Origin of the sequence: Vibrio sp. 10N.222.52.B12, assembly GCF_002875385.1 — a bacterium.
Classification (GTDB): domain Bacteria; phylum Pseudomonadota; class Gammaproteobacteria; order Enterobacterales; family Vibrionaceae; genus Vibrio; species Vibrio jasicida.
Genome location: NZ_MDAW01000122.1, coordinates 18,025 through 40,357 on the forward strand (window position 1 = coordinate 18,025; position 22,333 = coordinate 40,357).

The 22,333-nt window shown below is 45.9% G+C and carries 17 protein-coding genes and 1 pseudogene; 5 read left to right on the top strand and 13 right to left on the bottom strand.

What is annotated here, in order from left to right:
- Positions 1–279: 279 nt before the first annotated feature.
- Positions 280–1,755: an MFS transporter gene (locus BCT11_RS15350; RefSeq protein WP_038876517.1), complete on the top strand. Its 1,476-nt coding sequence runs from the start codon at positions 280–282 to the stop codon at positions 1,753–1,755.
- An 81-nt stretch (positions 1,756–1,836) separates the two neighbouring features.
- Here BCT11_RS15350 and BCT11_RS15355 read toward each other — a convergent pair whose 3' ends face one another.
- A complete protein-coding gene (locus tag BCT11_RS15355) occupies positions 1,837–3,108 on the bottom strand; it encodes an Nramp family divalent metal transporter (protein WP_102388655.1) in 1,272 nt (423 codons plus the stop codon).
- A 224-nt stretch (positions 3,109–3,332) separates the two neighbouring features.
- The gene (locus BCT11_RS15360; protein WP_009705043.1) at positions 3,333–3,572 is read right to left on the bottom strand and encodes a hypothetical protein; all 240 of its coding nucleotides are present in this window, start codon (positions 3,570–3,572) and stop codon (positions 3,333–3,335) included.
- A gap of 209 nt (positions 3,573–3,781) precedes the next feature.
- Here BCT11_RS15360 and BCT11_RS15365 point away from each other — a divergent pair, with 209 nt between their 5' ends.
- On the top strand, positions 3,782–4,672 hold the full coding sequence (locus tag BCT11_RS15365; protein ID WP_102388656.1) for a LysR family transcriptional regulator: 891 nt from the start codon (positions 3,782–3,784) through the stop codon (positions 4,670–4,672).
- Here BCT11_RS15365 and BCT11_RS15370 read toward each other — a convergent pair.
- The 6 genes and pseudogenes from BCT11_RS15370 to BCT11_RS15395 form a co-directional block, all read right to left on the bottom strand.
- Complete coding sequence (locus BCT11_RS15370) at positions 4,669–5,520, bottom strand: phosphotransferase (protein ID WP_102388657.1); 852 nt, start codon at positions 5,518–5,520, stop codon at positions 4,669–4,671. The genes BCT11_RS15365 and BCT11_RS15370 overlap by 4 nt on opposite strands.
- 87 nt (positions 5,521–5,607) lie before the next feature.
- A complete protein-coding gene (locus BCT11_RS15375) occupies positions 5,608–6,489 on the bottom strand; it encodes a LysR substrate-binding domain-containing protein (RefSeq protein WP_102388658.1) in 882 nt (293 codons plus the stop codon).
- 119 nt (positions 6,490–6,608) lie between these two features.
- Positions 6,609–7,574 carry an OmpA family protein gene (locus tag BCT11_RS15380; RefSeq protein WP_102388659.1) on the bottom strand — a complete coding sequence of 322 codons (966 nt, stop codon included), beginning with the start codon at positions 7,572–7,574 and terminating at the stop codon, positions 6,609–6,611.
- Between the two features lie 631 nt (positions 7,575–8,205).
- Complete coding sequence (locus BCT11_RS15385) at positions 8,206–9,330, bottom strand: M14-type cytosolic carboxypeptidase (RefSeq protein WP_045423297.1); 1,125 nt, start codon at positions 9,328–9,330, stop codon at positions 8,206–8,208.
- A 113-nt stretch (positions 9,331–9,443) separates the two neighbouring features.
- The gene (locus tag BCT11_RS15390) at positions 9,444–10,844 is read right to left on the bottom strand and encodes an FAD-dependent oxidoreductase (RefSeq protein ID WP_102388660.1); all 1,401 of its coding nucleotides are present in this window, start codon (positions 10,842–10,844) and stop codon (positions 9,444–9,446) included.
- Positions 10,845–11,101: 257 nt separating this feature from the next.
- A pseudogene (locus BCT11_RS15395) lies at positions 11,102–11,439 on the bottom strand (DUF3316 domain-containing protein).
- Positions 11,440–11,922: 483 nt separating this feature from the next.
- Between BCT11_RS15395 and BCT11_RS15400 the strand changes: the two are divergent.
- Positions 11,923–12,828 carry a VirK/YbjX family protein gene (locus tag BCT11_RS15400; protein ID WP_039975852.1) on the top strand — a complete coding sequence of 302 codons (906 nt, stop codon included), beginning with the start codon at positions 11,923–11,925 and terminating at the stop codon, positions 12,826–12,828.
- Between the two features lie 44 nt (positions 12,829–12,872).
- Positions 12,873–13,424, top strand: a complete 552-nt coding sequence (locus BCT11_RS15405; protein WP_102388661.1) for an outer membrane beta-barrel protein — start codon at positions 12,873–12,875, stop codon at positions 13,422–13,424.
- Between the two features lie 67 nt (positions 13,425–13,491).
- Here BCT11_RS15405 and BCT11_RS15410 read toward each other — a convergent pair whose 3' ends face one another.
- The 5 genes from BCT11_RS15410 to BCT11_RS15435 form a co-directional block, all read right to left on the bottom strand.
- Positions 13,492–14,397 (bottom strand): EamA family transporter, encoded by a 906-nt coding sequence (locus BCT11_RS15410; RefSeq protein ID WP_102388662.1) that lies wholly within the window; start codon positions 14,395–14,397, stop codon positions 13,492–13,494.
- 66 nt (positions 14,398–14,463) lie between these two features.
- Positions 14,464–15,168 carry a phosphonate utilization transcriptional regulator PhnR gene (phnR, locus tag BCT11_RS15415; RefSeq protein WP_005442366.1) on the bottom strand — a complete coding sequence of 235 codons (705 nt, stop codon included), beginning with the start codon at positions 15,166–15,168 and terminating at the stop codon, positions 14,464–14,466.
- A gap of 9 nt (positions 15,169–15,177) precedes the next feature.
- Positions 15,178–16,902 (bottom strand): putative 2-aminoethylphosphonate ABC transporter permease subunit, encoded by a 1,725-nt coding sequence (locus BCT11_RS15420; RefSeq protein WP_102388663.1) that lies wholly within the window; start codon positions 16,900–16,902, stop codon positions 15,178–15,180.
- Between the two features lie 8 nt (positions 16,903–16,910).
- Positions 16,911–18,017 carry a putative 2-aminoethylphosphonate ABC transporter ATP-binding protein gene (locus BCT11_RS15425; protein WP_102388664.1) on the bottom strand — a complete coding sequence of 369 codons (1,107 nt, stop codon included), beginning with the start codon at positions 18,015–18,017 and terminating at the stop codon, positions 16,911–16,913.
- Positions 18,018–19,936: 1,919 nt separating this feature from the next.
- Complete coding sequence (locus BCT11_RS15435; RefSeq protein WP_102388665.1) at positions 19,937–20,947, bottom strand: putative 2-aminoethylphosphonate ABC transporter substrate-binding protein; 1,011 nt, start codon at positions 20,945–20,947, stop codon at positions 19,937–19,939.
- 266 nt (positions 20,948–21,213) lie between these two features.
- On the opposite strand from BCT11_RS15435, the gene phnW reads away from it, so the two are divergent.
- Positions 21,214–22,317: a 2-aminoethylphosphonate--pyruvate transaminase gene (gene phnW / locus BCT11_RS15440; RefSeq protein ID WP_102388666.1), complete on the top strand. Its 1,104-nt coding sequence runs from the start codon at positions 21,214–21,216 to the stop codon at positions 22,315–22,317.
- Positions 22,318–22,333 lie beyond the last annotated feature (16 nt).

Genomic DNA, 22,333 nt, shown 5'->3' on the forward strand with positions numbered 1-22,333 from the left:
TACTCAAACTCTCCCGTCTGTTTATTATTTCAACGACTTTTCAAAACCTTAAAAACCATATGAGAACAATCATCTTATAAATTGTTACTTTTTGGTCATTTATTCACATAATTTCTAGTTGATCTAGAACAACACATTAGTGAGGCAAACGTTTCGCATTAGAAATTTTAGTGCATTAAATTCAGTTTATGCGACAATTGTTTCAATATGTAACATAGCGTTTAAGTAACATTTAACAGAAATAATAACTACCTTTCTCGCAATAGTGAGTATTTAATTATGTGGAATAAACTAAATAAATCTATGATGTTCTGCCAAATGATGTTTGGCTTATCATTTTACGGCGTGTTAGTCAGTCTGACGCGTTTTTTCTTAGAGGATCTGAATTACAACGAAGCTGATACCATGATGATCGTGGGTGCCTTTTCGGCGATTGGCCCTCTATTTGCGATTGCTGGCGGCTTTATCGCTGACAAATTTTTAGGTGCTTACCGCTCTCTATCGATTGCCTTCTTAGCATTCGCATCTGGCTATGTACTGCTTGTTCTTGGTGCTTCGGCAACCAACGTACCGCTTTCCATGTGTGGTATCGCGCTAGCAAGTTACGGCCGTGGTTTAATGTCTCCTTCTTACCCTAGCTTGTACAAACGTACCTTTAAGTCGCAAGAAGACTTCGAGAAAGGCTACCCAATTAACTACTCAGTGAACAACGTGGGCGCTTTCCTAGGCCAATACTTGTTCCCTATGATTGTGCTTATCATCGGCTTTAATGGTGGTTTCACTATTTCAGCAGTGATGGCTGGTGCAGCATTGGTGATGCTACTTGTGTTCCGCAAAGGCTTGGTTGGCGTTGCTTCTGATCTGGATCGTCAAAGCGTAAGCATGAAGAACTGGATTTTCTTCGCGATTATCTCAGCGGCGATGATTGCACTGGTATTCTTCATGTTCTCTAACATGGATATCGGTCAAAACATCGTTTACGCCATCGGCGGTGCAGCGATTCTTTACTTTGTTTCTTTGATGTTGAAAGCAAGCAAAGCAGAATCATTGAAGATGGGTACTATCCTTATCGTTACCTTCCTAACCACGTGTTTCTTCGTTTACTACGGTCAAATGATGACTTCAATGAACATGGTAGCGATCAACACTCTGAAAGGTTCTCTATTTGGCTTCATCCCACTAGAGCCTGAAGCAGCAATGGCAATGAACCCACTATGGTGTATGGTTGGTGGCCCTATCGTTGCTGGCTTCTTTGGCATGCTAGAAAAACGTGATATTCACCTATCAACCGCGACTAAGATTGCATTGGCATTCGTGCTAACCGCTATCGCATTCGGCATCCTAACGTTCGCGGTAACGACTGTTGGCGAAGACGTTATCATCATGCCTGAAATCTTCCTAGCGATTCACTTCTTCCAAGCAATTGCGGAAGTTATCGTAGGTTCAATGGTAGTTGCGTTCATTCTATCTGTGGCACCTAAGCACATCGAAAACTTCTCAGTAAGCTTGTTCTCTGTAGCAATCGCACTAAGTGGTATCGTTGGTGCTGCGTTCTCTACGTCTATCGCACTAGAGAAAGGCCAAGAGATCACGCAAGAAATCGTACAACACGTTTACGGCGAATACTTCCAACTGCTGACTATCCTAGCGGTGGTAATGGTGGCTATCGCACTTGGTGCATCGTTCATCATTCGTAAGATGCTTGAAGCAGCAAAACAAAGTGAAGCTGAATTGGAAGTGGTTGAGCAAAACTAATTCTCTCTCAGCAGCAAACGAAAAACGGAAGCCAAGCGGCTTCCGTTTTTTTATCGACAAAGAAGAAGGATAGAGAAATCATTAAGCGGTTAAAGTAACCATCAGATAACCGTTGAGTGCGAGTACTAAAGTAACGATAACCATACCGACATAAGAGACCCATTTGTTATTTTTGAACTCACCCATCAAGCGTTCGCTGTTGGTAAAGATAAGCAATGGGATAATCGCCAACGCAATACCAAAGCTCAACACCACTTGGCTCATCACCAAGATATCGGTGGTGTTCATGCCTAAACCAATCACCACAAACGAAGGTGCCACAGTAATAAAGCGTCGTACCCACATTGGAATAGAGAAGCGGACAAAGCCTTGCATCACCACCTGACCTGCCATTGTGCCAACAACGGTAGAAGACAAGCCTGAAGCAATCAACGAAACACCAAACAACACAGATGCGGCTTTACCTACCAATGGCGTTAGCGTCATGTACGCTGTTTCAATTTCCGCCACATGTTGGTTGCCTGAGTAATGGAACACGGCAGCAGCCATCGCCACAATTGCGATATTCACAAAGCCTGCAATTACCATCGCAATCAACACATCAAAGCGAGTGGTGCGAAGGCGAGTTTTGGTGCTTTCGCCATAGCTGTTTTTGAACAGTGCAGAATGAAGATAGATCACGTGAGGCATTACAGTCGCGCCTAGAATACCCGCAGCAAGATAGATTTGATGTGAATCCGTAAAGGTTGGAGTCAGCAAACCTTTCACCATTTCACCGCCCGCAGGGTGCGCAAAAAACAGTTCAGCAATGTAGATAACCGCCACCAACATCAAAAGTGAACCGATCACGACTTCTAGCGGTTTTTGACCTTTCTGGTTAAGCATCAAAATCATCACGGTTGCTACCGCAGTGATCATCGCTCCTTCCATTAAGCTAATTCCAAACACCAACTGAAAGCCGACTGCTGCACCGATAAACTCGGCAAGGTCTGTCGCTATCGCGATGATTTCAGCTTGGATCCAGTAGAAGCCTACCGCCCATTTATTTGGTAAGTGGTCACGTAGATGCTCCGCTAGATTTTTGCCTGTAACGATACCTAGCTTGGCGGATAAATACTGAATCAACATCGCCATTAGGTTTGCCCATAGCACTACCCAAAGTAGCTGGTAACCAAATGAAGATCCTGATTCAATATTTGTCGCAAAGTTGCCTGGGTCGATGTAACCAATCGCGGCAATAAACGCCGGGCCTAACATCAGCATTTTGCGTTTGATTTTGTTGAATGCCGAAACTTTTGATGTTGTGGCGGCATCTAAATGTATGGATGCATTATTTATCGATACATTACTCATGACGATATTCCTCTCTAGTCGATGAGAAGAATCATACGCTCACCCAAATGAGAATCAATATCATTTAGGTGCGTAAAAACGGTAATTAAGATTTCAACAATTAATTTTTAATTATCGATAAACAAAAGCTATCAAAGATTTCTATTGAATTTGGCTTGCCATCGACCAAAAACAACAATGCCGCGTTAGACGCGGCATTGAAAGCGGGGGATGGTTTCGATTACTTAGTCGCGACGGCCGCGCAATTGAATCGGTTGGTTAGAAGCGTCTGTTTGAATCATCACACCACCGTAAGTAGCGTCATTACGACCTTTAAGAGTCAGGTTAGAATCCGCACGCTCCACATTAACTTGGTTTGTTTGGCTAGTAGCCATATCAATGGTACCCGTGTATGAGCCATCGCCAGCGAATGCTACATTCATTGAACAAGCCATTAAGCCTACTAGTGCGATTAGTTTTTTCATACGTCACCTCGATTATTTGTGGTACATCGTTTCGATGAAGAAACTGTAGCAACAGTTCCAAAGTAGCACGAGGAAAACCCGAATTTACCAAATGGAAATCCTCGGTCAAAAAATGCTTTTCTGCCATAAACTTAGAATTGACCATCCCCTGTCTTTTTTTATGACAGGCGGAGTTATGATGCCGTGGCAACGTTGGCTGGAGTAAAAGAATGACAATGAATCTGGATATACAAAACGTTTTGGTATTAAAGCGCATGTATGAGCTGCGTAATGTTCGTTTAGTGGCAGAATCGATGGGGAAAACCTCAGGTGCCATCAGTAAGAACTTAACCAAGATGAAAGCGCAACTGGACGATCCTTTGTTCATTCAAACCAAAAATGGCTTTGAGCCGACCTCGTTTGTCGAAGCCAACATGCCTCATTTTGAGCAGATTCTAGCAAGCGTGGATGCCATCAAACCACAAGAGTTTTCACCCACTCACTTTACTGGTGAAGTATCCATTTACGCCAATACCCTGTTCTGGGATCGCTTTGGCGACAAACTGTACATTGAACTTATCAAGCAAGCACCTAACGCGAGATATGCGTTTTTAAGGTGGGGGGCAGATGCGCGCAATCGCATCATTGAAGGTGAGAATGCCATTGCTATTCACTACTTTGATGAGGACCTGCCTCAATCCATCGCTCAAAAAGAACTTGGTCGAGGGAAAGCCGTCTTCTTTGTGAAAGAAGATCACCCAGCACAAGATTTTCAATCTTTAAGTGATTACACCTTTGTTCTGTTCAAAACACCGGGGTGGAACGATCACAAATACCCGCTTTTGGATCGATTGAGAAACATCGGTTTTCACGTTGAGCCCAAAGTTGAGATTGAGCACCCTGCGATGATTCACAGCATTATCATGAACACCGACCATTTTGGGATCACCATGAGTGGTAACGTTCCTGAATCATGTCGCAGTATCGAGCTACCAAACGGGCTGGAACTTGGCGTGAGCTTTGTGATGAGTTGCCGACGTTCTCAGCAGCATGACCCACAAAATCAATGGTTGTTTGATGTGATTCAATCCATCATTAAGCAGCATTCAAAGCCAGATTAAAATTTGATTTCACCGAGTACCCCGAGCGTAATGGCTTGGTGATGCTTATTAATGTATTCAATATCTTGCAAGTAAGCGGTATGGTGACAGTCCTCCATATTGGCTTGGAACTGAGCATCGTCTTTTGCAGCCATTGACCGCATGTGGTCTACTAACGCCGTCAAACGCAACGTCATTACCTCAACCAACTCTTCACGTTCTAATCGAGTACAGCCATAAGCATCACAGAAGATCTTGGCTCTGCGAATTTGCTCCTCAAGCGTCCCCATTTTGTCGTCTTCATCAGTTTTGAACGGTGCCCAGCCATACACAGAAAAGGCGATGTCCCATATTCGAGGAGCTGGGTGAGCGGTATCAAAATCGAATACCCCCACCACAACATCGCCCTCTAACGCGACGTTATAAGGCATGAAATCGCCATGGCAAATCACCTCTTTTGGAGAGCGTGAAGGCAGCATCCAGTGATGGACATCTTGTGTATTGAGCTTGAGGAAACTTTCAGAGGCATCGTGAAAATGACGTAGTAGCTTAGCAGCGGATTTCAGCGCCATTAACGAACTAATTGGCCCTTCTAGCGGGTAATTGTAAGTGTCACCTTCAACGAAAGTCAGCAGCTCTTTTCCTCCCTCGATGGAGACGGCTTTTGGGCAAACAGCAAAGCCGTGGCTGTGAAGATGTTGAAGTAATTGATGAACCGTCATCGTCCAATGACTGGCAGGCCGGCTAACGAGCTCTCCCTTTCGATAAATGGCATTCTCTCTGCCACCTTCTAACGCTTCCATTACAGCTCCTTGATGCTCAGAGCGTGCGCTCTGTGAGTGATGACGACATGAAACGTACTTCGTCATCTTAGCACCCGAACTTTACTCATGGAGGCTGATAATGTTTCAGATTGTTAGATAAATCGCAGTTCGTTTCTGTCTTGTGATTGAGCCCTAAAATTGCGCTTCTAAGCTTTGCCTTAACCACTCGATAAATGCTTTCACGTGCGGTCTTTCTTCACCGCGAACAATCATGTGATGCGCACCTCGACTTGGCATCGACCAATCTCCGATTTGCACCAACGATCCTTGCTGAAGATGGTCCTCGACCAATAAGTCCCTTACAAGCAAAACCCCCAGTTGATTCACTGCCGCTTCAATCGCTAACAGAGAGTGTTCAAACTCACCTGTGAGCTTCACCCCTTTGCATTCAACGCCTTGATACGCTAACCAGCACTGCCACGTTTCTTGGTAGCCACCCGTAGCCAACTTAGGCAAGCGAGCAAGATCAGATAAGTGAGAAATGGGATTAAGATGCAAAAAGCCTGGGCTTGCCACCACAATCCAATTTTCTTGTGTCAGTTGAATGGCTTGCTGTGACTGCCAATCGCCATAACCATTAATGATCTCCACATCAGCGATATCACTGTTGCTCGGCATTGCGTTGGCTGTGGTAGAGACTTTAAAACTCACTTTAGGGTGTTGTCGATGAAAATCAGCCAGTCGTGGCATTAGCCATTGAGAGCAAAAGCTGTGTGCCACGTGTAACGTTAGCTGCGCCTGCTTTTGTCGGGAGAAAAGATGTTGAGTCGCAGCAGATAAACTCTGAAAGACGTGACTTACCACAGGTAAATAATCATGAGCAGCTTGAGTGAGGTTGAGCTGAGCACCATTGCGTTCAAACAAGGTGGCGTCTAAGTACACTTCGAGGGATTTAACTTGCTGACTGACCGCGGCACGGGTGACATTAAGCTCTTCTGCCGCCTTGGTAAAGCTTTGCAATCGAGCAGTTGCTTCAAACGCTTTGAGAGAATTGAGTGGCGGTAGGTTTTGCATATCTGGCTCCAGACGAACGAGTAAGAAAATACTATGACGGAGCTGTGACAGATAAATGAAGGGAAACGAAAAAGCCAGCGTCAGACGCTGGCTTTTAAAGTTACTGATTCAATAATGAATTATTGAGCAGCTTCTTCAGTTTGGTATTGGAACGCAGGAACAACAACTTCTACACGACGGTTCTCTTCACGACCTTCGCGAGTTTCGTTGCTAGCTACTGGGTTAGCTTCGCCCATACCTTTAACAGTCATACGGTCTGCAGCGATACCTTCAGCTTGGAAGTGATCAGCAACTGCTTGTGCACGCTTCTCAGTTAGCTGTTGGTTGTAAGCTTCAGAACCAGTTGTGTCACTGTAGCCGTTGATTTCAACTTGAGCTTGTGGGTAAGTGTTCATTAGCTCTACAGTACCGTTGAACGCAGAAGCGTCTTGTAGATCAGCGCTTTCTAGGCCGAATTGTACTGTTGCTGTTTGAGCTGGGTATTCGTTCTCAACGATGCGAGTCGCTGGACGAGTTTCAACTACTTCTTCTTGAACTACTGGCTCAGAACCGAACTTGTAGTTGAAGCCGATACCGAAGAAGTCAGCATCCATGTCGTCGATGATGTCATCAGACATGTCTTGGTAACGTTGGTACTCAGCGCGTAGGCTCCAGTTGTAGTTGATTTGGTATTCAGCACCTAGAGAGCCAGTTGGTACGAAATCTTTCTCGTCACCAGCCATCATGTATGCAGCACCTACTTTAGCAAATAGGTTCCAAGAATCTGTTAGTGGTAGGTTGAACTTAGGAGCAAGAGTGATTGCCCATAGGTCGCCATCTACTGTGTTTAGACCAGCTTTGTTGAAGTTAGCTGTGAAGTTACCTAGGTAATCAACGCCGTATTCAGCAGCAACGTATTCGTTGAAGTTGTAACCGATGTGCATGCCAGCTGCGAAGCTATCGTCATCACATGGAGCGTCAAGGTGACAAGCGTCGTTTAGTGCGTTGTAACCTAGTTTACCGCCAACGTAAGTATCAGCAAGAGCAACATTCGACATTACGCCACCAGCTAGAATGGTAGCCACTGCAAGAGCGATTTTTTTCATTATTTTACCTTTAATGCGAAGGCGACCCGACTACTATCCACAACTATACAGCTGCCATCACGCAAGTCAGAACCTACACTGTTTCGAGTGATTAAAAACTATGCCATTGGTCTCAATCAAAACGTCATCAGACATCTGAACGTCATCAGACATCTGGAATGAGCACTTATCTTCAAGCATTTTTCTCAGAGCTCAGGTCCGAAACGAACCTCCGATTGTTTGGCGCATTCCGAATGATTCAGAGCACAAACAAAACGGACAAATCGTTCCAAAAACAGAACACCAAAATGCGAATTATCCTAAGCTAGGCGCAATAGTACATAGCAGCTATATTTTATTTTTAGCTACTGTGCCTACAAAGGGCGCTAAAGCATAAGATTGCTAAATGATTGAGATGAGATAACTTTTGTGACATAAATCTCAAAACAGACTTTAACAGAACAACCTTCGCTTTCATAAATTAGATTTCTTATCGTGACGATTAGTTTTTTTTATCGATAGCCACATAAGCACCAGAAACTGAAGGTTTTTTGTTTTTATTGGCGAAAAAATTTACAGTCACCAGACATTGAGGTAGGAAAAAACGCACAAAAAACACAGCCTACAAAAAGCAGGCTGTGAACTAATTGCTTTAAATCTTGTCGGAAACCGCCAACGTTGCCGCCAATACATCTTGGCCAAACAGCACACTACGTTCCGGAGACCAGCCGTAAAGTGGGTCGGGATGGTTATTATTGTCTTTGAATGGCATCTCGATGGTGTAAGACAAGCACTTAAATTGCTCAGCAACCCAGTTAGAACCAACGGTTAGGTTCGCTTTGCCCGGCTCATCTTTATCGTAACCAATCTCGTCTTGGAACTCTGGTGTAATAGTCAGAAGTGCTTGTTTAAACGCACTTTCCAATTCAGCCATGCCTTCGTCATAAGAAGGAATACCTTCAGAGCCCGCCACGAAGTTGTAAGGGATAGCTTCATCACCGTGGATATCTAAGAACATATCCACGCCCGTTTCTAGCATTCGCTCACGAACCAAGAAGACCTCAGGGCTCTTCTCCATTGATGGCGTTTGCCATTCACGGTTTAAGTTTACGCCAACCGCGTTAGTACGTAGATGCCCACGCACACCGCCGTCTGGGTTCATGTTTGGTACAACGTAGAGTACTGCTTTTTCAAGTAGTGCGCGCGCAACCGTGTCGTTCTCATCGAGCAGACGTTGGATCATGCCTTCCATGAACCATTCTGCCATCGTCTCACCTGGGTGCTGACGTGCAATCATCCAGATTTTCTTTTTGCCTTCTTCTGGCTCACCGAAGGTAAGCAAGCTCATGTCATTGCCATCTAGCGTATGGCCAAGCGTCTCTAGTTGGCAGTGATGCGCGCTTTGTGCCATGTGTAACAGGTCTAGGTGACGGTCGTACGTGTAAGGAGCAAAGTACGCGAAGTAAATTGAGCTGCGCTCAGGGATAACAGTGAAAGTCAGCGTGTCGCCATCGAACTCTGCCGGTACTCGGAACCACTCTTCACGATCGTAAGACGCAACCACGTCGTAACCCTGCCAGCCTTCTGGGTAAGCCGATTTCGCAAGATCGAGAAGTTTGATGGTGTGTGATTGCTCGGCTTCTGTCTCTAGACGGAAGTGGAACCACTGGTAGAATTCCGACATGTTGTCGTTAGGAATTTTGAGTTGGATGTCGTTTTTGTCGTCCGCTTTCACTACGTGAATGCTGCCGCTGTCAAAGTTGCTGAATACTTTCATTTTATTACTCACCTTTTGCATCTGAGCTTGAAAGACTGAGGCTAACACAAAGGGAAGAGGTGCCTCTAACACTTTCACTTCTTCCCTATCCGTTTGCGATCAAAATATTCAGTTTAGTCGAGCTTATCCGCTTTGCCTGCTGGTCCCGCGAGTTTTGCTAGCCACTTATCCCAGATGAATGGCGTCCGCTCGTTATCTTCTGCTTCCTCTTTTCGACGCACCGCGTTGCGTACCATCATTGCTCCCGTCCAACGGAATGGCTCTGGCGGGAAATGCCCCAACGGCCCTTTGGCTAAACCGCTTTTCGTCCATTCATTCTCGATTCCCAATACCAACGAAGATAAGATCTTTCCGCCCATTCGAGTCTGCGCCACCCCGTTACCCGAATAACCAAAGCCATAAAAGATATTGCTTTGGTTATCTAACCCACCGAAGAATGGAAAACCAGTTGCGGAGCGATCTGAACCGCCTGTCCATGAATAAGCGAACTCAGCCCCTTTCAAACGCGGGAACAACTTATCGAACGACTTACGCAGTAGATCTTGATAGCGCGTTGGCTTGTTGAACATCGCGTTGACTTGGTTGTTGAAAGAGAACTGATTGCCCCCTTTCCCCAACATCAAACGGCCATCTGGCGTATCTCGGTAATAGTGGACGAAGATACGTGAATCCAACACGCTAGAACCTGACTGCCAACCAGATTGAGTCAGCGCGTCACCAAGCGGTTTGGTGATCACCATGTCGGAAGAAACCACCACGATACTGCTTTTGAATTGCTTAAACTGCTCCACCATCCAAGCGTTTAATGCCAACACCACCTGCTGCGCTTGAATATTCCCTTTAGGTGTAGAAACAGTAGCAGGTTTTCCATAATCTAAACGCGTCATCGGCGTGTTCTCATAGATCTCAACACCCAACTCCATTGCGACGCGTCTTAATCCTCTCGCCAACAAAGCAGGCTGAACACTGGCTGCAACCGGAGAGTGAAAGCCTTCTATATTGCGCGGCGATCCTGCATTGGCACGCAATTCCTCAGATTGGCAGCGGCGCCAGCTGTTCACATCTAGACGCTTTAACTCGTCTACCACTGGCTGCATTCCCCCCGTCTGAGACTGATTGGTTGCCGTGTAGTAGACGCCTTTTAACGACAATTGCGCATCGATATTGTACTGCTGACAGAATTCGTCAATCTCCAGTACCGCTTGCTCCGATTCCTTCACCAACCACGCTGCGTGTTCTTCACCAAATAAACGCTTTAATGTAGGGAACTTAGTCGACCATGTCAGCATGCAACCGCCATTAGCCCCGGAAGCACCGCTACCGCACAAGCCTTTTTCAACCACTATTATGTGTTTCTCCGGCGATTGTTGCTTGATCATAATTGCCGTCCAGAGCCCAGTGTATCCACCACCAACAATGGCGACATCAGCTTGGATATTTTGTTGAAGTGGTTTGGCGGTTTCTGGTTGCTCGGCTTCAAGCGCTTGCTTAAACCAATATGAAGGGTGAGTCATTACGTATCCTTTGTAAGTGTGCGCATACAATGTTGCTTTGTTGCCACTTTACAAACGATCCAAATCATCAACGAGCTAGAAAAACTGACGCTGAGCGTTAGAAAATATTAAACCTAAATTAGTTATTTATTTTATTCACCATAATTATGTATATTTAAATAATAAAAAAGGGGAGCAAAACTCCCCAAATTCAATAAGAATAAATATATGGCAACGATAATATTGAAAACAAAATATTTTGCTAGCGAGTAGATGTATTAACGATTACCTGGCTCACGCATGCGGTATTCATATTTCACATTCAATATTGGTTGATAGGCAATCTGACCGTTATCTTGAAGAAACTCATCAACGGTAACTTTTGCATTAGTAATGGAAAACATGCACTCTTAAACTCATCTCGTAGCTCTTTAGAAGACTTGCTTTGGTAGTTTTTAATCATTTCAAAGCCCATGTCGTAGGCAGCTTGCTTACTATCCACAACATTACCTTGGATCGTTTTGCTGTTATTCGTCCATTGGTAACCACCAGCGAATGCCGCGACAGGAGTGGCAGTTAATACGATAAGACTGACTAGAGAGATTAAACGTTTCATAATATGCTCCTTACTTACCTTTTAAAATATCGAGTTCCAAATACTCGATGAATGTAGGTTACGTATAGAGACCTTTAGCTCGTCAAATTAATTTCAAAAAACATTCAATTATTTTTCAAGTTATTTTTAATTAAACGTAAGGCATAAAACTGCCATTTATTATTCATAATAAAAATATCTTAAAAAGCAGTCACTAAATAGCTTTTATTGTCTTATAAAGAAACCTTTATGGCTACTTTGCCACTCAGCCATGACACTCCCTTACCAAGCCATACAATACCTCTTGCCCCTTTTCTCTTAGAATCCTGCACAAACGAACACCGTTCAAAACGATCGTAATGGCACTGCGTCTGACACCAGAACACCACCTTTTGATGCCTCGGCGTCCTCTTTATCTTTTGGTGTTTTTCGACCATGACCAACAAGGCACTGCACAGATAACGAACTTAGGCTCGCCGAAAAGCCAGTCTGGAGTGAAATGACATGAATAAATCTATCCTTCATCACAGCAAAACCATTTACTCAGACGAGTACGCTGAGATCTATCACCCTATTTGGACATACCGCGCTAAGTTTATCGCGCGTGCACTGTTCTATCGCAAGTCATTCAACTATCTGGCGGACAATATTGAGGCGTCACTTCTAGAGATGCTTTGTTCTCGTACGCATCGTTTCTTAGAAAAGCCGTTTCGTCCTTACATCATCAAAAATAGCCCAGCAATCGATCGCTCTGAACTTGTGGTTGATCACTACAATACAGTGTCGAAGCTGCTCTCTTCAGAGCTGATTGAACAAATCTATACCGATGCTAAAGGCCAAACTCTGATGACATTTGAGATTGATGAGATCCTCTATACGGTTCGACTTGTTTATGAAGCTCGCTACCAAAAAGAAGGTGAGATGAGCTTGGTATTACATAGCGAAGAAGACGGAAACTTTTACACTATCTCTTTTACGCTCGGGCACGAGAATGGCGCTCGTTGCATCATGATTGGCGGCTTACAAGGTCCACGCAGTAATGAAACCAGCAGCGCAAAAATCAAAAAGCTAACACGTAAACTTTACGGTCAACGTCCAAAAAGCCTGATGGTGAGTTTGCTGACTATTCTGGCGCAAATCTGGGATGTAGAAACAATTTTGGCGGTCAAAACCGACTCCCACACTTACGCCGCGCGACGCTACAGCAAAGGACGAATCAAAACCGACTATGACGCACTCTGGCAAGAGTTGGGCGGGATAGAGTTCGACCGGAACTTCTACTCCCTTGCGGTGAATGCCCCAAGACGTGATATCGAAGATATGTCTCGCTCAAAACGCTCGATGTATCGTCGTCGTTATGAATGGCTAGACAACACCAAAGCCACATTCGAACAAGTACTAAGAAACTAAAAAGCTAAAAGGCTAAAAAGCCAAAGAACTAAGGAGAAAGTCACATGCGTTATTCACTCGTGACGGCTTTGGTGTTGTCGACTCTTTCTTTGTCAGCGCACGCAACAACCAATAAACACATTGTTGGTACAAATTTAGGTTACGGCGCTGTCAATTACGATGCTCCAACAAGCGAAGAGTCCGGCGATATGTTCCTCGGTGAGGTTTACTACCGATACATGCTAACGCAAAACATTGGTATCGAAGCGGGTTTTAAAGGCGCTTTTGACGGTATCGGCTCGATACTTGTCAGCCCAATTTCTGAGGTCACGGATACCAGCTTTTCTGGGCCTAGGCTAAGTGGCTATGCGAGCTATCCACTTGGAGCAGGGTTTGAGTTGTACGGCAAAGCTGGCGTCACCGCCTACACACTGGAGTACACCTATAAAGTAAACGGGCAGAGTCGAAATATCGAAGAGTCGAGCATCGGCGGAGAAGCCGCGGCTGGTATTGGCTGGAGTTACAAACACCTTGGTTTAAATGCGGAATACGCGTATTCCAAAAACCGCGATTTTGATTCTGGCGGCGTGATGTTTGGCGCTCAAGTTCGCTTCTAACACCATCCAAATAAACAAAAAGGCAGCGATGGCCTGAGTCGCTGCCTTTTTCTTTCATCAATATGAGTCAGTTCGTCAACGCAAGAATGATCCCCGCCACGATAGAAGTAACGCCAAGTCCTCGGGTGAGATACCATTTCTCAGACAGAAACCAAATTCCCATAAACAAGCCAAACACGATACTGACCTGACGCAATGCCACGACCAAACTGACGTTGTCTGTCATGGTCATCGCAAACAACACCAAGCCGTAGGTGGATGCCATCATTACCCCTGCCATGCTGGCGGTTTTGCGGATCTGCCACGCTGTCTTAATCTCATCTGGCTTGCCCGTAACTAAGCACCATACAAGGGCTGGAATACCAATCGCCCAAAACTGCACGCCCAAGTAGAAGATTGCACTGTACTGATCATTCAAGATCTCTGATGCTTGCCCTGTAAGTAAACTCAGCGCTTCTTTGTCGACCACTGAGTAACCCGTTGTGCCTATTGCAGCAATCAATGCCCAGAACACACCAACATTCAAATAAGAACTCAACGTTATTTGACGAAAATTCGTCAGTGGTACCAACATACAACCAAGGGTTATCAGCAGGAATCCAAGCCACTGCTGACTAGATAATTCATGTCCCAATGCCACACTGATTGCGCCGACCATCATCACAGGCAGCGCCCGAGCAATCGGATAAACCACACCCACATCTGCGTGCTTATAAGCGACAATCAAACCGACCAGATAAACCATTTGTGAAATGCCGCTAATGAACAGCAATCCCCAAAATTCACTCGGTAATGATGCCCAGCCAATGGTTACCAAATACCAAATCAAATAAGGGGTAAGGATGAAACATGCAGAAAAGCTGGCCGCCATGGTAAACGCGAGCCCAGAGCCAGAATTGCTTTTACCAAGGATATTCCAACCCGCATGGAGAACAGCAGAAAAAACGACGAGACCAATCGCCAACAAATCCATTTCAAGGTTCCTGTCTGAATAAAATAAAGGCCCCGAGATGGAGCCTTAGATAATGAGAAAATCCACTTAACGATTGAGTTCCGCCAGAGATTCAATGCTGATGGCATCGTGTCGCCAATACTCGATATCGCAATCAATCAACTCGCCGTGTTGGTTGTAGTTGATGCGCTCGACCACCATCGCTGGCGTACCGGCTGTCGCGCGCAATGCCTGAGCCATTTCACCTAACAAAGTGCTGGTTGAAATGCGGTATCGAATCTTTTGATACGTCACGCCATAATGATCGCGGTAAATGTCCGTCAATGAATTTGATAAATCGTAATCCAGCAGGTTCGGAAACAGCTCTGGGCGAATGTAGTTTGTTACGAAGACCACAGGTCTGTCTTCAAGGTATCGCACACGGTCGACTCGATACACGTCCGAGAAAGGCTGTAAGTCCAGCAAGCGCGCGGCTTGTTTGTTTGCCAACGTCCCTTTTGCTGCGACCAACTCCGTTTTTGGCACGCGATTTTGCGCTTTCGCCATGTTCGGGAAGTTTAGCGTTTGGGTAGGGTCGTAACGCAATGGCTCAGGTGAGATAAACCAACCTCGGCGATCTTCGCGATAGATTCGACCTTCTGCTTCCAGCAGTGATAAAGCTTCACGTAGAGTGACGCGTGTAGTATCGAACGACTCCGCCAACTTACGCTCTGCTGGCAGTTTTTGACGCGGCGATAGCATGCCTGCTTCAATCTGTTCAACAATCGAATCTTTAATTTTTACGTATTGCACGAAGTGTCCTTATCTTTTGCGCCAAGCTTGTGTGCGATTCTCTAACAATTTACCCAAAGTCATCTGAACAATCTTCGCAATTGCGGCAGCAATCATGATCATCACCGCCATCGCTGCTGCAGCTCCAGTTTGACCTGCATCGTCCATATTCAGAATCGAGACCGAAGCCAGAATCGTATCGGTTGAGTAAAGGAATACTACCGCAGAAGTGGTGGTCAATGCATTAACAAACAAGTAAGTCGCAATGTCCAAAATCGCAGGTAAACACACAGGTAATGTCACTTTAAAGAACAACTTGTATTGAGGAAGCTTCACCGATGCTGCTGTGGCTTCAACTTCCGATGGCAACTGCTTTAGCGCTGTCAGGGCTGTCATGTGACCCACTGTGTAGTAATGCACTACCGTGTTAATCACCAAGAACGCCATGGTGCCATAAAGCACGTTCAGAGGATTGTTCGCATCGTTGAAGTAAAAGATGTAACCCAAGCCAAGCACCATACCCGGAACCGCCATTGGCACCACGCTGAGCATTTGCATCACTTGACGAATTGGACCAAATGCACGCCCTTTCTCAATGCAGTAAGCACCGACAAAGATGATGGCTGTACCAATAACCGCCGTCCAACCTGCCAACGTTAGTGAGTTGAAGAATGGACTCCAACCGTAAGTGCTCATTTCGGCAAAGTTGTAATTGTTTAGCGTCAGTGCTTTGTTCCAAGGCCAGAACGTAACTAGCGAGCCATACACTGCCATGCCAAGCACCGCCAACACTGCGATAGAAATGATGCTGCAGTAAACCAAACAAATGTTGTCGCGCACCTTGTTAGGCTCTGGCTGGTAAGGCACTGAACGTGTGTCGAATAAGCTCTTTTGCTTTTTCTGAACCCAGCGGTCTGCGCCGAATGCCATTACCGCAGGAAATAGCAGCATAATGCTGGTCACCGCACCCATGGCAAAGTTTTGTTGTCCCACAACTTGCTTGAAGATGTCAGTCGCCAGAACGTTGTAGCTTCCACCAATCACTTTCGGCACACCAAAGTCCGTGATAACCAGCGTAAAGACCACGATGAGCGTACTTATCAAACCGTATTTTGCCGCAGGTAACGTCACCATAAAGAAGGTTTTGATGGGTGAAGTTTTAAGTGCGCGGGCTGCTTCATACAAACGGGCATCTGAAGTACGCAGCGAAGTGGTCAAAATCATCAATGCATGAGGGAATGTCCAGAAAATCAAACCCATCGAGATACCAATCACGCCATAAATCGAGTTTCCTAACAGCATCTCTTTGGCAATGCCTTGATTACCGAAAAGGAAGATCAAACTGATCGCCGGCAACAACGAAGGCGCAAGAATCGGCGCAGTACCTAGGATTTGAAACAAACCTTTAAACGGCATGCATGAACGAGTCAGCGCGTAGGCATAACCGAACGCAAGCACACCCACTACCGAGGTCACTATCACGCCCAAAGTGAAGGTGTTTCCCACCGACACCCACAAGCTTGAAGAGGAAAAGTATGTCGCAAAGTTTGCCAATCCGACAAATTCGCCATTGGCATTTTGCACACTCTTGGTCAACATTGCCCAAAGCGGCATCAAGATGAACAGCACCATCATGGTCGACAAACCAGCGAGCAAACCAAACAACACAAGGTTGTCGCGGCTAACACGTCCGAGTAAGGATTTTGCTTTGTCTTGTATGGTCAGGCTATTCATCGTCATTGTCTTCGCATCCATGTTTACACCTACGCTGCTAGCGCTTTATCAACCGAGGGCACGGCGTAACCATGCAGCCCTTCTTCAGCAAACTGGATGTAACGTACATCGCCCGCCTTGATATTGAGTTTTTGAACCGTTTCCACAAGCACATCCACGACGATGGTTTTCGTTGAGCTGTCATTTTGCAATACGCAATCAATGCGGAAAAAAGCCCCCAGAAACTCGGTTGCCGTAACTCGCACTGGTAAAGAGTTGGTGTAGTTTTCAACGAACTTGATGCTTTCAGGGCGCACCGCAAGGTCGAAGCGGTCACCACGTTGGATCTTACGATTGGTCAAGCTTGGCGCTGGCATCAGGGTTTCTGCAATGCGTACTTGGGAGTCCGTTGCGACTGAGGTTTCAATAAAGTTCATGCTGCCGACAAACTCAGCGACAAAGCGCGTAGCTGGTTGTTGGTAGATCTCTTGAGGTGTGCCGACTTGCTCAATCACACCATGGTTCATTACCACGATACGATCCGCCATCGACAACGCTTCATCCTGATCGTGCGTAACCATGATGGTGGTAATGCCAAGCTTGCGTTGCAGCTTACAAATCTCATCACGTAAGTGAACACGTACTTTTGCATCCAGCGCTGATAATGGCTCATCAAGTAGCAGTAGACCCGGAGACAACGCTAATGCACGAGCCAAAGCAACACGCTGCTGCTGACCACCAGAAAGTTGGTTAGGGAATTTCTCGCCAGAGGTTGGAAGACCAATGGTTTCTAACCAGTAATCCACCTTCTCTAACGCTTCTTTGGTCGACATGCCTTGGTTCTTCAAACCCACCGCAATGTTCTCTTGCACAGTTAGGTTCGGAAACAGCGCATAAGATTGGAATACGATGCCAAAATCGCGCTTCTCTGGTGGTAGAAATGTGGTCTCTTGACCGTTTTGAAAAATTGCACCAGACGTTGGCAAGTCTAAACCTGCAATGGCACGTAATAGAGTGGTTTTACCGCAGCCAGAAGGACCAAGAAAACAAACGAACTCGCCCTTTTCGATCGCTAGCGAGATTTTCTTTAATGCAGTGAACTGTCCGAATTGCTTCACTACATTTTCGATATTTAGGTAATGTTGGTTAGTTGACATAACACACGCTCCAAATGGTATATACCAACTTTAGTTTTGGAGTGTTACGTTCCAATGACAAATTTATAGCCAGAAGATGACAAATAGATGAAGGGCGATGAGGTTTGTTTCTACGCTTGCAACCCCCTCCAACTCCCCCTTTTCTCGGCATGGTTTGCCAAGCATTTGAATGTCATTATCAAGGGGGAGAGTTTTCTTTGCTGCAGTGAGTTCGGTGCTTTCCCGACGTCATTCTGGAGGAGCCTAGGCGAGTATTCAGAATCTACTCGAAGCGCGTTGGATGTTGCATTGTGAATTAAATTATCCGCGAATGCAGAACCAGTCTCTCCCCTTTACCAGCATGACTGTTGTAGTCTCCCGAAGTTGAAGCCAAGGAGAGGTTAGGTGGGGTTGGTGGTTTAATGCTAGGTTCGGTGCCTACACCCCCCTTTTCTTGACATGGTTTGCCAAGCATTTGAGTGTAGTTATCAAGGGGGAGAGCTGTTCTTTGCTGCGGTGAGCTCCGTGCTTTCCCAACGTCACTCTGAAAGAGCCTGGGCGAGTATTCAGAATCTACTTGAAGCCCGTTGGATGTTGCATTGTGAATTAAACTATCCGCGAATGCAGAACCAGTCCCTCCCCTTTACTAGCATGACTGTTGTAGTCCCGCGAAGTTAAAGCCAAGGGGAGGTTAGGTGGAGTTGATGGTTTAACGTTGAGTTAGGTGCTTCCAACCCCCTCCAACTCCCCCTTTTCTCGGCATGGTTTGCCAAGCATTTGAATGTCGTAATTAAGGGGGAGAGCTGTTCTTTGCTGTGGTGAGCTCTGTGCTTTCCCGACGTCATTCTGAAGGAGCCTAGACGAGTATTCATAATCTACTTGAAGCGCGTAGTGATGTTGCAACGTGAATAAAATAATCCACAAATGCAGAACCAGTCCCTCCCCTTTACCAGCATGACTGTTGTAGTCCCCAGAACTTAAAGCCAAGGGGAGGTTAGGTGGGGTTGATGGTTTAACGTTAGGTTACGTGTTTCCAACCCCCTCCAACTCCCCCTTCTCTCGGCATGGTTTGCCAAGCATTTGAATGTGGTTTCAAGGGGGAGAGCTGTTCTTTGTAGCGGTAAGTTCTGTGCTTTCCCGACGTCATTCTGGAGGAGCCTAGGCGAGTATTCAGAATCTACTCGAAGCGCGTTAGATGTTGCATTGTGAATTAAACTATCCGCGAATGCAGAACCAGTCCCTCCCCTTTACTAACGTGACTGTTGTAGTTCCCCGAAGTTAAAGCCAAGGGGAGGTTAGGTGGGGTTCCTGCTTTAACTTTGGTTACGCGCTTGCCCCCCTCCAACTCTCCCTTTTATCAGCATGGTTTGCCAAGCATTTAAATTTGGTTATCAAGGGGGAGAGTTTTCTTTGCCGCGGTGAGCTCTGTGCTTTCCCGACGTCATTCTGGAGGAGCCTAGGCGAGTATTCAGAATCTACTTGAAGCGCGTTGGATGTTGCATTGTGAATTAAACTATCCGCGAATGCAGAACCAGTCCCTCCCCTTTACTAGCATGACTGCTGTGGTCCCCCGAAGTTAAAGCCAAGTGGGGTTGGTGGTTTAACGTTGAGTTAGGTGCTTGCAACCCCCTCCAACTCCCCCTTTTCTCGGCATGATTTGCCAAACATTTGAGTGTAGTTATCAAGGGGGAGGGTTTTCTTTTTCGTGGTGAGCTTAGTGCCCCCCGTTATACAGACTTTGATGCTTTCCCTATCACGAGCAACAAGTACAGTTAGTCCCTCCCCTTTACCAGCGTGACTGTTGCAGTCCCTCGAAGTTAAAGTCAAGGGGAGGTTAGGTGGGGTTGCTGCTTTTAAGCTTTTGACTTTCGCCTCTTACAAAAACAAAAAATCCACCTCAACCGAGGTGGATTTCAGTATTCAGCTCAAAGCAAATTCAATTAAGACTTTGGCTCTGATTTCGCGTCAAACTTCTCAGACCAAGCCGCTAGAATCTCTGCACGCTTGCTGCCCATTTGCGCGAAGTCCATCTTCGCCATGTTCTCTTGAACGTTCGGGAAGTTAGAAACCTTAGCTTTCACTTCTTTATGTGCAACTACTGGGTACATTTCTACGTAAAGCTCGTTTGCCGCTTTAGAGATTGACCAGTCGACAACACGCTTCGCTGCATCAGACTCTTTTACTAGACCAACGGCTTCTGATTCCCAGCCGATGCCTTTTGGTGTGATAACCGCTAGTGGTGCGCCTTGTGTTTTCAACTTCGCGCCGCGGCTCGCCATCGAAATACCGATAGCCACTTCACCCATACCCGCTTGAACACATGGCTTAGAACCCGAGTGCGTGTAGTGTGCAATGTTCTTGTCTAAGTCACGCATGTAGTTCCATGCCTGATCTTCACCCATGTTTTGTAGCCAAGCAGAAACCTGCATGTAGCCAGTGCCTGAAGACGCTGGATTCGGCATTGCAATGTGACCTTTGTAAACCGGCTTTGTTAGGTCTTCCCAAGACGTTGGTTTAGGCAGGTTAAGTTGTTTCGCTACCGCTTCGTTGAAACAAACTGCGTTAAAGAATGCATCGTTACCGAACCAAGCTTGGTTTGATTGAGGATCGTTTAGGTTCGCGTGCAGCTCTCCCAAACCTTTTGGTGTGTAAGGCTTAAGAAGACCTTCATCTTTAAGCAGTGCCATTGACGAGCCAGCAAGACCCCAAACCACTTCCGCTTGAGGGTTGTTCTTTTCTGCCAGCAACTTCGCCGTCATGATACCGGTTGAATCGCGAACCCACTTAATCTTGATATCTGGGTTATCTTTCTCAAACGCAGACTTGTATTTAGCAAGAATGTCAGTTTCGAAAGCGGTGTAAACCGTGACTTCCTGTGCTGCCATTGCATTCGTAGCTAGCAGAGAGACAAGTGCAGCCAGCGATCCTTTCATCAAACGGTTTTTCATCATTTTCTCCAGTTAATTTGGCTAAGTTTTCATTTGGTCTGTACCAGTTGACGATATACACCCTACTGAGCCTTTGTGACGAAATCATGACCATTAAATGGCAGTTTTACGAAAATTTGCGCTGAATAATCGTTCGATTGATCCGCTATTTTCTGGATATTAAAGTTTTGTGAAATTGAAGATTCGCCTATTTACTGCCCTTTTCTTCCTCGCTAGAGTGAACTTGAAACTTGGTGTAGACCAATTAGCTTATTCTGATGGAAATCGAGATGAAAAACGAATACCTACTACTGACTCCTGGTCCTCTATCTACTTCTGAAACGGTACGTGAAGCCATGCTGAAAGACTGGTGTACTTGGGATGATGAATACAACAAAGACATTGTAGAAGTGATCCGCACTAAGCTTGTAAAACTGGCAACTCAACAAGACGGCTACACCAGCGTACTAATGCAAGGTAGCGGCACCGCATCAGTAGAAGCGACGATTGGCAGCGCCATTGGCAAAGATGGAAAGTTGTTGGTAGTCGACAACGGTGCGTACGGTGCGCGTATCGCTCAGATCGCTGATTACCTAAATATTCCATGCCATGTAGTTTCCCCAGGCGAAACATCACAGCCACACTTGAACGAGGTGGAAAATGCATTGGCATCGGATCCTGCTATCACACACGTGGCAATTGTTCACTGTGAGACAACCACTGGCATGCTGAATCCAATTGAGGCATTTGCTTCTGCGGCAAAAGCACACGGTAAAGTCGTGATTCTCGATGCCATGTCGAGCTTTGGTGGCATTCCTATCGATATCGCTGAGCTAGGCATCGATTTTATGATCAGCTCTGCAAACAAATGTATTCAAGGCGTGCCGGGCTTTGGCTTTGTGATTGCGAAACAAACTGAGCTCGAAAAGTGCCAAGGTCAGGCTCGTTCTTTGAGCCTTGATCTTTACGACCAGTGGCACTGTATGGAAGTGAACCACGGCAAATGGCGTTTTACGTCTCCAACGCACACGGTTCGCGCTTTCTATCAAGCATTGTTAGAGCTGGAACAAGAAGGTGGCATTGAGGCTCGTCATAACCGTTACCAAACTAACCAGAAAACACTGGTTGCAGGTATGCGCTCTTTGGGGTTTGAGCCACTACTGAGTGATGACCTTCACTCGCCAATCATCACTTCTTTCTACTCTCCGACGCACAGTGATTACCAGTTCAAAGCGTTCTACACACGTTTAAAAGAGCAAGGTTTTGTGATTTATCCGGGTAAGGTATCGAACGCAGATTGCTTCCGTATCGGCAATATTGGCGAAGTTTACCCAGCAGATATCGAGCGCTTAATCGGTGCAATTGAAAAAGCAATGTACTGGCAAGTTGCGTAAAGCAGCCTTCTGATTG